This window comes from Enterobacter sp. MGH119 (genome assembly GCF_001037675.1).
Taxonomy (GTDB): domain Bacteria; phylum Pseudomonadota; class Gammaproteobacteria; order Enterobacterales; family Enterobacteriaceae; genus Enterobacter; species Enterobacter hormaechei_C.
This window is the reverse complement of the sequence record NZ_KQ089931.1, coordinates 359389-371828: the sequence shown is the minus strand read 5'-3', so window position 1 is coordinate 371828 and position 12440 is coordinate 359389. Positions and strand designations below refer to the sequence as shown.

At 56.0% G+C, this 12440-nt stretch carries 13 protein-coding genes; 7 read left to right on the top strand and 6 right to left on the bottom strand.

Annotated elements, in window-relative coordinates; translation table 11 throughout:
* Positions 1–6 precede the first annotated feature (6 nt).
* Together ampE and ampD are read right to left on the bottom strand one after the other, a co-directional pair.
* Positions 7–861: a beta-lactamase regulator AmpE gene (gene ampE / locus SK53_RS16475; RefSeq protein WP_003856320.1), complete on the bottom strand. Its 855-nt coding sequence runs from the start codon at positions 859–861 to the stop codon at positions 7–9.
* Positions 858–1421 carry a 1,6-anhydro-N-acetylmuramyl-L-alanine amidase AmpD gene (gene ampD, locus SK53_RS16470; protein WP_048209793.1) on the bottom strand — a complete coding sequence of 188 codons (564 nt, stop codon included), beginning with the start codon at positions 1419–1421 and terminating at the stop codon, positions 858–860. The genes ampE and ampD overlap by 4 nt, the downstream gene beginning before the upstream one ends.
* 87 nt (positions 1422–1508) lie before the next feature.
* Between ampD and nadC the strand changes: the two genes are divergently transcribed.
* The 4 genes from nadC (at position 1509) to hofC (ending at position 5579) form a co-directional block, all read left to right on the top strand.
* On the top strand, positions 1509–2402 hold the full coding sequence (gene nadC / locus SK53_RS16465; protein WP_032608506.1) for a carboxylating nicotinate-nucleotide diphosphorylase: 894 nt from the start codon (positions 1509–1511) through the stop codon (positions 2400–2402).
* A 173-nt stretch (positions 2403–2575) separates the two neighbouring features.
* Positions 2576–3013, top strand: coding sequence for a prepilin peptidase-dependent pilin (gene ppdD, locus SK53_RS16460; RefSeq protein ID WP_015572680.1), 438 nt, complete (start codon positions 2576–2578; stop codon positions 3011–3013).
* A gap of 12 nt (positions 3014–3025) precedes the next feature.
* Positions 3026–4405, top strand: a complete 1380-nt coding sequence (gene gspE / locus SK53_RS16455) for a type II secretion system protein GspE (RefSeq protein ID WP_048209792.1) — start codon at positions 3026–3028, stop codon at positions 4403–4405.
* Complete coding sequence (gene hofC / locus SK53_RS16450; RefSeq protein ID WP_048209791.1) at positions 4395–5579, top strand: protein transport protein HofC; 1185 nt, start codon at positions 4395–4397, stop codon at positions 5577–5579. Before gspE ends, hofC begins: the two co-directional genes overlap by 11 nt.
* Positions 5580–5612: 33 nt before the next feature.
* On the opposite strand, the gene SK53_RS16445 is transcribed toward hofC, so the two are convergent.
* Positions 5613–6656: a GMP reductase gene (locus SK53_RS16445; RefSeq protein ID WP_003856327.1), complete on the bottom strand. Its 1044-nt coding sequence runs from the start codon at positions 6654–6656 to the stop codon at positions 5613–5615.
* 228 nt (positions 6657–6884) lie between these two features.
* Between SK53_RS16445 and coaE the strand changes: the two genes are divergently transcribed.
* The 3 genes from coaE to yacG are packed head-to-tail and all read left to right on the top strand — an operon-like array spanning position 6885 to position 8452.
* Positions 6885–7505 (top strand): dephospho-CoA kinase, encoded by a 621-nt coding sequence (gene coaE / locus SK53_RS16440; protein ID WP_003856328.1) that lies wholly within the window; start codon positions 6885–6887, stop codon positions 7503–7505.
* Complete coding sequence (zapD, locus tag SK53_RS16435) at positions 7505–8248, top strand: cell division protein ZapD (RefSeq protein ID WP_003856329.1); 744 nt, start codon at positions 7505–7507, stop codon at positions 8246–8248. Before coaE ends, zapD begins: the two co-directional genes overlap by 1 nt.
* 9 nt (positions 8249–8257) lie before the next feature.
* Positions 8258–8452, top strand: a complete 195-nt coding sequence (yacG, locus tag SK53_RS16430; RefSeq protein WP_003856332.1) for a DNA gyrase inhibitor YacG — start codon at positions 8258–8260, stop codon at positions 8450–8452.
* 34 nt (positions 8453–8486) lie between these two features.
* Here the strand turns inward: yacG and mutT are convergent, their stop codons facing one another.
* From mutT to secM, 3 genes are read right to left on the bottom strand one after another with little or no spacing between them, the layout of a single operon-like run.
* On the bottom strand, positions 8487–8879 hold the full coding sequence (gene mutT / locus SK53_RS16425; RefSeq protein ID WP_032610174.1) for an 8-oxo-dGTP diphosphatase MutT: 393 nt from the start codon (positions 8877–8879) through the stop codon (positions 8487–8489).
* A 57-nt stretch (positions 8880–8936) separates the two neighbouring features.
* A complete protein-coding gene (secA, locus tag SK53_RS16420; RefSeq protein WP_003856335.1) occupies positions 8937–11642 on the bottom strand; it encodes a preprotein translocase subunit SecA in 2706 nt (901 codons plus the stop codon).
* A 58-nt stretch (positions 11643–11700) separates the two neighbouring features.
* On the bottom strand, positions 11701–12204 hold the full coding sequence (secM, locus tag SK53_RS16415; RefSeq protein WP_032628081.1) for a secA translation cis-regulator SecM: 504 nt from the start codon (positions 12202–12204) through the stop codon (positions 11701–11703).
* Positions 12205–12440 lie beyond the last annotated feature (236 nt).

Sequence of the window (12440 nt, the reverse complement as noted above, 5' to 3'; positions counted from 1 at the left end):
GCTGGCTTAAACCAGCGTGCCGTAAATCGTCAGCAGCGCCACAATCACCACCACCACAAACGACGTTTTCTTCGCCATCGAGACGGCAGCCTTTGGCGTTGCGACTTTGTCCGTGTGCGGCTCACGCGCCAGCGAGAACTGTGCCAGTCGGGTTAAAACCTGATACTGCGAGGTATGGCGGTCTGCAAGGGAGACAAACCACGCGGGCAGCGCCTTTTCACCGTGACCGATGAGGGCATAGACCACGCCTACCAGACGCACCGGAAGCCAGTCGAGCACGTGCAGGATGGCATCAATGCCGGACTGTAGACGTTCATGCGGCGTAAGATAGCGGGCAAGCCAGGTCTGCCAGGCGCGCAGGAACGCGTAACCCATCAGCAGTACCGGCCCCCAGGGTCCGCCCACCACGAACCAGAACAGCGGCGCCAGGTAGTAACGGAAGTTAATCCACAGCAGCGCGTTTTGCAGCTCCCGCAGAAACTCGCGTTCATCGCAGTCCGGCGGTACGCCGTGGATCATCGTCAACTCGCTCGCCATCGCGCCGCGCGCGTGGGCATCATCCCGGGAAGCGGCTTTCAGATACGCGTGATAGTGCAAACGCACCTTGCCCGCGCCAATACACAGCACGCCGAGCAGGATCCACACCACCAGCAGCGGCACGTTGAAAAAGAGGCCGTAAAGCGAGCGCAGCAACAGGAACGTAATGGCCATCACGCCTGCCGCCATCAGCAGCGTGCGCAGCATGGAAAAATGCCTGATGCGGCGGAATAACACCTCCAGCCGATGATCCAGATGCCAGTGCTCGCCGAGCTTAAACAGGCGTTCAGCGATCATAACCAGCAGCATGGTAAACAACGTCATGTTATCTCCTTATCTGACGACGTGGTAAGCATGGCGTGAAACCGGGACCAGTCAAACGCCGGGCCGGGGTCGGTTTTTCTTTCGGGGGCGATGTCGCTGTGCCCTGTAATATTGTCTGCAATGGCGGGATAGCGCCCGATTAACGTTTGCGTTACAGCAACCAGTTTCTCATATTGCGCATCGGTGTCAGGCGTGGTGTCCGTTCCTTCCAGTTCAATTCCAATGGAGAAATCATTGCACCGCTCGCGCCCCTGATACTTCGACACGCCGGCATGCCAGGCACGCTTATCAAAAGGAACATACTGAACCACTTCGCCATCACGACGGATCAGACAGTGCGCCGATACGCGCAGATGCGCAATCTCAGCAAAGAAGGGGTGGGCATCGGGATCTATCGTTCCAGTGAATAACGCATCGATCCACGGACCGCCAAACTCACCCGGCGGGAGACTAATATTGTGAACCACCAGCAGTGTGGGCTTTTCATCCTCCGGGCGGCAGTCGTGGTGCGGCGACGGTACATGCCGCGCGTCCACCAGCCATCCGTTTTCTAACAACATGCTGGAACTCCTTATCTATGGTGCTGTTACTCGGTTCAGAGTAGCATGTTTCAATATTATGATTCGTTACCAATTTGGAGTTTTATCATGCCGCCTCGCCGCTATAACCCCGACCACCGACGTGACGCGCTTCTGGAACGTATTAATAGTGATATCCCGGCAAGCGTTGCCCATGCCCTGAGAGAAGACCTCGGCGGTGACGTCAGCGCCGATAACGATATTACCGCCCAATTGTTGCCAAAAGAGACACGCTCGCATGCGGTGGTTATCACCCGTGAAGCAGGGGTTTTCTGCGGCAAACGCTGGGTTGAGGAGGTCTTTACCCAGCTGGCGGGCGACGAGGTGCAGGTAACATGGCACGTTGAGGACGGCGATGCGGTCACGGCGAATCAGCCACTGTTCGAACTGGACGGCCCGTCCCGCGTCTTGCTGACTGGTGAACGCACCGCGCTCAATTTTGTGCAAACGCTCTCTGGCGTTGCCAGTGAAGTACGCCGCTACGTTGACCTGCTGGCAGGCACCCGCACGCAGCTGCTGGATACCCGTAAAACCCTGCCGGGTCTGCGCACCGCGCTGAAATACGCGGTACTCTGCGGTGGCGGCGCCAACCATCGTCTGGGGCTATCCGATGCCTTCCTGATCAAAGAGAACCACATTATTGCCTCTGGCTCGGTGCGTCAGGCCGTGGAAAAAGCCTTCTGGCTGCATCCGGATGTGCCCGTCGAAGTGGAAGTGGAAACGCTGGAGGAGCTGGACGAGGCCATTAAAGCGGGGGCTGACATCATCATGCTCGATAACTTCGACACGGAGCAGATGCGTGAAGCGGTCAAACGCACAAACGGCCAGGCGCAGCTTGAGGTGTCCGGCAACGTGACGTTCGACACCATCCGCGAATTTGCTGAAACCGGCGTCGATTACATCTCCGTAGGCGCCCTGACCAAGCACGTCCGCGCCCTCGACCTCTCGATGCGCTTCAAATAAATTATCCCCCCTCTCCGCCCGGAGAGGGGAAATACGAAACCGCTCGCAATTACGCTGTCCTTCTCTGCAACACTGAATCATTTCCCTGAAAGCCCCTTCACGTTCACGCTTTTGTCCCTCGTTTCTGCATGCTGGCACTGCCACAGTAGCGCCACTTAACGTAAGGAGCAGACATGAACAGACAACAAGGATTTACCCTGATTGAGCTAATGGTGGTCATTGGCATTATTGCCATCCTGAGCGCGATTGGCGTTCCGGCCTATCAGAACTACCTGCGAAAAGCGGCGCTCACCGATATGCTGCAAACGTTCATCCCCTACCGCACCGCCATTGAGCTTTGCGCCCTGGATCGTGGTGGTGTGGATAGCTGCGACGCAGGCACCAATGGCATCCCCTCCCCGACAACCACACGTTACGTTTCAGCGATGAGCGTGGCAAAGGGGGCCGTATCGTTAACAGGGCAGGAAAGCCTTAACGGACTTGAAGTGCTCATGACACCGATCTGGAGCGACGGTAACGGTATGACGGGCTGGACGCGTGACTGCAAAATTGCGTCCGACACGGCGCTCAGACAAGCCTGTGAAGATGTTTTCCGCTTCGACAACAACTGACAGGAGTGGACAATGAATACCGAACAGCTAATGACGCTCTGTCAGCGCCATCACGCACTGCTACTCGCAAGCGACACCGATATGATCAGCATTGCGGTGGTGGGTAATCCTGCCTCTGAGCTGATGGAAGCGTTACGCTTCGCCACGCAGAAGCGTATTGATATTGAGTGCTGGACGGCAGAACGGATGGAAAAACGGCTTCAGTCCGTCTCATCATCACACCTGCCGGGCATAGCGCCAAACTCAGCCGCTGACGTGCTCAGTACAACCTTGCAGCAGGCAGTAAACCAGCGGGCTTCTGACATCCATATTGAACCGACGGAGCACGGCTACCAGATCCGTTTGCGAATCGACGGTTTTCTCTACCCGCAACTGCCGATCTCTGCCGCCCTCGGGACGACGCTTGCCGCACGCCTGAAGGTGCTGGGTCAACTGGATATTGCGGAGCGCCGCCTGCCGCAGGACGGCCAGTTTACGGTGGAGCTGGCAAGCGTCCCCGTCTCTTTTCGTATCGCAACCCTTCCCTGTAGCGGTGGAGAAAAAATCGTGCTTCGTCTGCTTCACCAGGTACAGCAGGCTCTGGAGCTTGAACAGCTGGGGATGAGCGCAGACCAGCAGGTCCGTTTTGCCGGGGCGCTTAACAGCCCTCAGGGGTTGATTCTGGTCACCGGCCCGACAGGTAGCGGGAAAACGGTGACGCTGTACAGTGCGTTACAGGCGCGAAATACACCTGACGTTAATATTTGCAGCGTGGAAGATCCCGTTGAAATCCCGCTTGCAGGCTTAAACCAGACGCAGATTAATCCGCGTGCGGGGCTGACCTTCCAGAGCGTGCTGCGCGCCCTGCTCAGGCAGGATCCTGACATCATTATGGTAGGTGAAATTCGTGACGGCGAAACGGCAGAAATTGCCATTAAGGCGGCACAAACCGGGCATCTGGTGCTGTCCACCCTCCATACTAATTCGACGACTGAAACGCTGGTACGGCTGCAACAGATGGGTGTCGCGCGCTGGATGATCTCTTCGGCGCTCTCGATGGTGATTGCCCAGCGGCTGGTGCGCCGTTTATGCCCGTACTGCCGACAGGAAGCCAGCCGCCACACCGAATTACCCCGCACGCTGTGGCCCCGGCCGCTTCCTCGCTGGCAACCCACCGGCTGCGATCGCTGCTACCACGGTTTTTATGGTCGCGTAGCCATTTTTGAAGTACTCGTCATCGACGACACGCTGCGGCAGGCCATCGCCAGCGGAGCAAGCACGGAGGTGATTGGGTCCAGCGCTCGTCAGGCGGGAATGACCTCTTTGTTTGAGCATGGCTGCATGGCCGTAGAGCAAGGGCTGACTACGCTCGAAGAGTTGTTGCGCGTCCTGGGAATGCCCGATGGCTGCTAATTCGCTCTGGCGCTGGCGTGCCCTGACCACCGAGGGGGAGGTGCAAACCGGCACCCTCTGGGCCATCGACCGTAACGCAGCTTACACGGCTCTGGTGCTTAAACAGCTGCACCCGCTGGCGCTAAAACGCTGCCAGCAGCACCACCGATGGCAAGTGCAGCACTGCTACGATATTTTTCGCCAGCTCGCCACGCTGCTACAGGCCGGACTCACGCTGTCCCAAAGCCTGCACATGCTGGCGGAACAGCATCCTTTGCAGCACTGGCAGGCGCTGCTGCACAGTCTTGCTGATGACCTGAGCGAAGGTTTCGCTCTGTCAGAGGCCATGAAGAAATGGCCAGAGGTGTTTAGCCCCCTTTATGTCTCGATGGTGAAGACGGGTGAACTGACGGGTAAGCTCGAAGCCTGCTGCCGTCAGCTTGCGCAGCAACAAAAATCCCAGCAGCAGCTCAGTGCAAAGGTGAAGAAAGCGCTGCGCTATCCGCTGATCATCCTGACGCTGGCCGTTTTCGTGGTGCTGGCGATGGTCACGCTGGTTTTGCCTGAGTTTGCTGCAATCTACAAAACGTTCAACACCCCGCTCCCTTTGCTCACGCAGGCAGTCATGGGGCTGGCGGCCTTGGTTCAGGCGCATATCCTCACCCTTTTGGCCCTGCTCGTGGCAATGGTTGTCATCGCTTGTAAGCTGCGGCGGCATCCGCGCTGGCAGTACGTCCTGTTACATGTACCAGTGATGGGCACGCTGATGCGTGGGCAAAAACTGGGGCAAATTTTTACCGTGCTGTCATTAACCCAGCAGGCCGGAATTGCCTTTTTACGAGGACTGGAGAGTGTGGAGGAGACCGTTGAGTGTGGCTACTGGCAGGAGAAACTCCGTGAGATACGCAGCGATATCGAACAGGGGATGCCCGTGTGGTGCTCCTTCCAGAAGGCCTCTGTTTTTACGCCACTGTGTATTCAGCTCATTCGCACCGGAGAAGTGTCGGGTTCACTGGATGTCATGCTGATGAATCTGGCCCGCCATCATACGGAACAGACATTTCAGCAGGCAGACAATCTGGCGGCGCTTCTTGAGCCTTTGCTACTGGTCGTGACAGGTCTGATTATTGGCACGCTGGTGGTGGCAATGTATCTGCCGATTTTCCATCTGGGGGATGCAATGAGCGCGGGGTAACGCTGGCGCACGGACGCGCGCCAGCCGTAGCCGTCAGAGGCTATTGAAAACGCGGTTTTCCTGCTCCTGAACGCGGATAAACGTCGTGCGTTTAGTCAGCTCTTTCAGGCGGGAAGCCCCAACGTAGGTGCAGGCAGAACGCAGTCCGCCGAGGATATCGCGCGCCGTGTTTTCGACCGGACCACGCAGTGGTAGCTTAACGGTTTTGCCTTCCGCCGCACGGTATTTCGCGACACCACCCACGTGACGGGTCATAGCGGATTCAGAGCTCATTCCGTAGAACAGCATGAATTTCTCGCCGTTCTCTTCCACCACGGTACCGCCGCTCTCTTCGTGGCCTGCCAGCATGCCGCCGAGCATCACGAAATCCGCGCCGCCGCCGAAGGCTTTCGCGACATCGCCTGGCATGGTGCAGCCACCGTCGCTGATGATCTGGCCGCCCAGACCGTGCGCAGCGTCAGCGCATTCAATTACCGCAGACAGCTGCGGATAACCCACACCGGTTTTCACGCGCGTGGTGCAAACGGAGCCCGGGCCAATGCCTACTTTCACAATGTCGGCTCCGGAGAGGATCAGCTCTTCACACATTTCACCGGTCACCACGTTGCCCGCGATGATGGTTTTGGTTGGCCAGGCTTCACGCGCCTTGCTGACGAACTGGACGAAATGTTCGGAATAACCATTTGCCACGTCAATGCAGACAAAATTCAGCGCCGGATTGGCGTTCAGGATCTGTTTGGTTTTCTCGAAATCTGCATCAGACGTACCGGTCGAGACCATCACATGCTTCACCACTTCAGCCGAGGCGGAGGCGACAAACGCATCCCACTCTTCAGCGCTGTAGTGTTTGTGTACCGCAGTAAGGATGTCGAATTGCGCCAGTGCGGTCGCCATCTCGAAGGTCCCGACGGTGTCCATGTTGGCCGCGATAATCGGCACGCCAGACCACGTCTGACCGGAATGCTTAAAGGTGAATTGACGTTCGAGTTCAACGTCTGAGCGACTTTTCAGTGTAGAGCGTTTAGGGCGGATAAGAACGTCTTTGAAACCTAACTTCAGATCTTCTTCGATACGCATGTGCGGATTCCTGGGGTTAGAGGCAAATATATTAAAAGCACAACTCCAGTGACGCTATCATACGCACTAATACCTGCTCCGCAAGACTGCGAAATTCTCTTTTTTTACGCTACAATCCTATAAATTTACCTGGTAAAAAGCGGGTAAAGAGAGCTAAACATTGGCTGTTGTAAGTTTGAATTTTAAGCAACTGATTTTAAAACTGAATAATTCCCAGGATCTGATTTAATGGGGTATATCGTCGCATTAACCGGCGGCATCGGTAGTGGTAAAAGCACCGTTGCGCACGCGTTTGCTCGTCTCGGCATCACGATTATCGACGCCGATATCATTGCCCGTCATGTGGTAGAACCCAATACACCCGCCTTAAACGCCATCGAAGCGCATTTTGGTCGCCGTGTGATACAGGCTGACGGCACCCTGAATCGTCGGCAGCTGCGTGAGTGCATATTTTCCGATCCAGCGGAAAAAGCCTGGCTTAATGCCCTGCTCCACCCCATTATCCACCAGGAAACTCAGCGTCAAATTGCCGCAGCCCGTTCGCCCTATGTGTTGTGGGTCGTCCCGTTACTGGTGGAAAATCAGCTTCAGAATAAAGCAGACAGAACGCTGGTGATTGACGTTTCCCGCGAAACGCAAATCCAGAGAACCATGGCGCGTGACCATGTTTCACGCGAACATGCTGAACAAATTCTTGCCGCACAGGCCACGCGCGAAGCGCGCCTCGCCGTTGCGGATGATGTTATTGATAATAACGGCGCACCAGATGCCATTGCATCGGATGTTGCTCGTCTGCACGCGCAGTATCTGACCTTCGCCGCGCAGGCCGTTGCACAGGAAAAACCATAATGTCGACTCATATCCTTTTTGAGCACCCGCTTAACGAAAAAATGCGTACCTGGCTACGCATAGAATTTCTTATTCAACAGCTTTCACAACATCTGCCTGTCAACGATCACGCCACCGCGCTGCATTTTTTCCGCAACGTGGGCGATCTGCTGGATGTGATTGAACGCGGTGACGTCCGCACTGAGCTGTTGAAAGAGCTGGAGCGCCAGCAGCGTAAATTACAGGCCTGGGCCGAAGTACCGGGCGTGGATCAAAGTCGAATTGACGCTTTACGCCAGCAGCTGAAAAACAGCAGCACGACGCTGATGGCCGCGCCGCGCGTTGGCCAGTTTTTACGAGAGGATCGTCTGATTGCGCTGGTGCGCCAGCGCCTGAGCATACCGGGCGGTTGCTGTAGCTTTGACCTGCCAACGCTGCATATGTGGTTGCACATGCCGCAGGAACAGCGCGATCGCCAGGTGAACAGCTGGCTGGGCAGCCTGGAGCCGATGAATCAGACGTTATCCTTGATCCTCGATCTTGTGCGTAACTCTGCCCCGTTCCGCAAACAAACCAGTCTCAACGGTTTCTATCAGGATAACGGCGACGACGCCGATCTTCTGCGCCTGAATCTGTCTCTTAGCGAGCAGCTTTACCCGCAAATTTCCGGACATAAAAGCCGTTTCGCGATCCGCTTTATGCCGCTGGACAGTGAACATGGCACCGTGCCGGAACGCCTCGATTTTGAACTGGCCTGTTGTTAAGGAGTGCCGATGTCTGACGTAACCACCGTAAACTGCCCAACCTGTGGGAAAACTGTCGTCTGGGGAGAAGTGAGTCCATTTCGCCCATTCTGCTGCAAGCGCTGTCAGCTTATAGACCTGGGCGAATGGGCGGCGGAAGAGAAACGCATTCCGAGCGAAGGCGATCTCTCGGATAGCGATGACTGGAGCGAAAACCAGCAGTAACGTTCAAAGCCTGCTGGCGCTTCGCTTAGCAGGCCTACGGTTGTGCAACCAGCCGGAGGATCACAGGCTCATTGGCGGGCGGGAATTTTTCCGCATCGCTGGCCTGAAGCTCAATCCAGTTACCCGGCTGCCCCTCTTTACCCCACGGTTCACCTTCCCAGCTTTCCACCAGCCAGAACCACAGCGTGATGTGACGATCCGGAAACTGGTACTCCAGCTTATCGAACAGCGTTGCGCCATGCGGGGTGATCCCCACCTCTTCCTGAAGCTCACGCACCAGCGCCTGCTCCGGCGTTTCACCTGATTCGATTTTCCCGCCGGGGAATTCCCATTTGTTGGCCATGTGCGCATCGGCGGCACGTTGGGTAATGAAGATCTGGTTTTGCGGGTTGCGAATGATCCCGACAGCAATTTGCAGTGTTTTCATCATGTCACTTCCATAAAAAAGGCGCAGATATCTGCGCCTTTTCAGTTTGTTATGTTCTTAGCTCAGACGGCCGTGGCACGCCTTGTATTTTTTGCCGGAACCGCATGGGCACGGATCGTTACGACCAACTTTACGATCGCCCGTCTGCGCTGCGATTGCTGCTGCGGCTTCGCTCTCATCGGTCTGATGGCTCAACTGCTGCATCTGTGCCAGACGCTCAGCTTCTTCACGACGCTGCTGCTCCATCGCTTCCACTTCTTCCGGCATACGCACCTGAACTTTGCTCAGAGTGCTGATGACTTCATACTTCAGCGACTCCAGCATGGCGGCAAACATGGAGAAGGATTCACGCTTGTACTCCTGCTTCGGATCTTTCTGCGCATAACCTCGCAGGTGGATACCCTGACGCAGGTAGTCCATTGCCGCCAGGTGCTCTTTCCACAGGGAGTCCAGGGTCTGCAACATTACGCCTTTCTCGAAGTGACGCATCATCTCTGCGCCAACCACTTCTTCCTTACGCTTGTAGACGTCCAGCGCGGTTTCGTAGATACGCTCGCGCAGGGTCTCTTCGTGCAGCTCAGGCTCTTTGTCCAGCCACTCTTTGATTGGCAGTTCGAGATCGAAGTCGTTTTTCAGACGTTCCTGCAAGCCTTCGATATCCCACATTTCTTCCAGAGACTGCGGTGGAATATGAGCGTCGATAGTGGCTTTGAACACATCTTCGCGAATGCTGTTGATGGTTTCGCTCACGTCGGACACGTCCAGCAGTTCGTTACGCTGGGTGTAGATCGCACGACGCTGGTCGTTGGCAACGTCATCATATTCCAGCAGCTGCTTACGAATATCGAAGTTGCGGCTTTCCACTTTACGCTGGGCGTTGGCAATCGCTTTGGTAACCCACGGGTGCTCGATCGCTTCGCCAGGTTTCATGCCCAGTTTACGCATCATGCCGGACACACGGTCAGAGGCGAAAATACGCATCAGCGCATCTTCCATAGACAGATAGAAGCGGGAAGAACCGGCATCACCCTGACGACCCGCACGACCGCGCAGCTGGTTATCGATACGACGAGATTCGTGACGCTCGGTACCAATGATGTGCAGACCACCGGATGCCAGCACCGCGTCGTGACGCACTTGCCAGTCGGCTTTGATCTGCGCGATTTGCTCTGGGGTTGGGTTTTCCAGCTCCGCCACTTCGGCCTGCCAGCTACCGCCGAGCATAATATCGGTACCACGACCCGCCATGTTGGTGGCGATGGTTACGGCTGCCGGGTAACCCGCCTGCGCAACGATATCTGCTTCTTTAGCGTGGAACTTGGCGTTCAGAACGTTGTGTTTGATGCCTGCTTTAGTCAGCTCGTTAGACACCACTTCGGACTTCTCGATGGAGATGGTCCCCACCAGTACCGGCTGGCCCTTCGCGGTACGTTCGCGAATATCTTCGATGATCGCCTGAATTTTTTCCGCTTCAGTCATGTATACCAGGTCCGGCATATCCTTACGGATCATCGGACGGTTGGTAGGTACTACCACGGTATCCAGCTTATAGATGGAGCTAAACTCAAACGCTTCGGTATCTGCGGTACCGGTCATCCCCGCCAGCTTCTCGTACAGACGGAAGTAGTTCTGGAAGGTGATGGATGCCAGCGTCTGGTTTTCGTTCTGAATATCCACGCCTTCTTTGGCTTCCACGGCCTGGTGCAGGCCATCGGACCAGCGACGTCCCTGCATGGTACGGCCGGTGTGTTCATCGACGATGATGACTTCCCCGTCTTTAACGATGTAGTCAACGTCGCGGGTGAACAGCGCGTGCGCGCGCAGTGCAGCCGTTACGTGGTGCATCAGCATGATGTTGCTCGGGGAGTACAGAGACTCGCCCTCTTCCATAATGCCTTCAGCAACCAGCAGCTCTTCGATTTTCACCAGGCCGCGTTCGGTCAGGTTGACCTGACGCGCTTTTTCATCCACGGAGAAGTGACCTTCACCCTGGAAGGTATCGGAGTCTTCTTTCTCCTGACGCAGCAGGTGAGGAATGATTTTGTCGACTTTACGGTACATCTCGGAGCTGTCTTCGGCAGGGCCGGAGATGATCAGCGGGGTACGCGCTTCATCGATCAGAATGGAGTCAACCTCATCCACCAGCGCATAGTGCAGTTTACGCTGGACGCGCTCTTCCGGGCTGAACGCCATGTTGTCACGCAGGTAGTCGAAGCCGTATTCGTTGTTGGTGCCGTAAGTGATGTCCGCGTTGTAGGCTTCACGCTTGGCAGGTGCCGGCAGGCCGGACATGTTAATGCCCACGGTCATGCCGAGGAATTCGAACAGTGGACGGTTGTTTTCGGCGTCGCGCTGCGCCAGATAGTCGTTGACGGTAACAACGTGAACACCCTTACCCGTCAGCGCATTCAGGTAAGCCGGCAGCGTTGCGGTCAGGGTTTTACCTTCACCGGTACGCATTTCCGCGATGCAGCGCTCGTTGAGCACCATCCCGCCCAGCAGCTGCACGTCGAAGTGACGCATGCCGAACACGCGTTTACTGGCCTCACGTACTACGGCAAAGGCTTCCGGGATCAGGCTTTCTAAGGTTTCGCCTTTCTCCAGACGCGCACGGAACTCCGCGGTTTTCGCTTTCAGCTCATCATCAGAGAGCTTCTCCATCGCCGGTTCCATACCGTTGATGACGTTCACAGCTTTGCGCATGCGGCGCAGGGTACGATCGTTACGACTACCAAAAACTTTGGTTAACAATTTGATTAGCATAATAAATTCTCAAACGCCCCAGTCGGGCAGATAAATTAAGGTATTGAAAAAGGTTAATTTAGCTGAGGCGTTGAGGCCCGGCACGGATGCCGTGAACCTGGCTAATCCATGTCGAAACAGAGAAGGATGCAGGGGAAACAAAATCCGTTTTCGCCGTCTGATTCACGGTCACTGGCGGCTGGTTGTCCTGCGTCAGAAGCGCATTAAGCGTATCGAGCAGGGCAAGATGCTGAGCCTGGACCGGCAGCGTTTCTTCCGCAACAGGCATCGTCTGCGGCGCCATCGCGAACGACAGATGGCGGATAACCGTGCGAATCGCGTGCTGCTGCCAGTAATCAACGGAGAAATTGGGACGACGGCTGGCTTCAAGCCATGCGAGATTAGTGAAGTTAACCCGTGTGGTGAGATCGTGTTTGGTCGTCGTGGAACGTGCTGGCGTTGCCGCGTCTGCGCTGTTGCTGAGCACAGGCAAGCCGAGACTCGCCGCGACCATCCCCAATAAGAGATGCGGCCAGAAGTAACGTCTGCCAAATTGTCGCCAGCGCGTCAGTATTCCGCTCACTTGCTCCACCACGTTCGCCCGCCAGTGCAGGCTGAGTTTAGTTATTCTTTTTTAGCGCCCAGATATTACCACTAAAGCCAATACACGGCAGCAGGAATGACACCTTGCAGCAGGTAAAAACGGTCAATAATGCAGCGAACACACCGTTATTCGGCACCCGACACAGGCCAGGGGTGAAAGGGACAAATTAAAGAAGGGCAGAAATAAAAACGACTGGCTTCCCTGGTCGGAGAGAG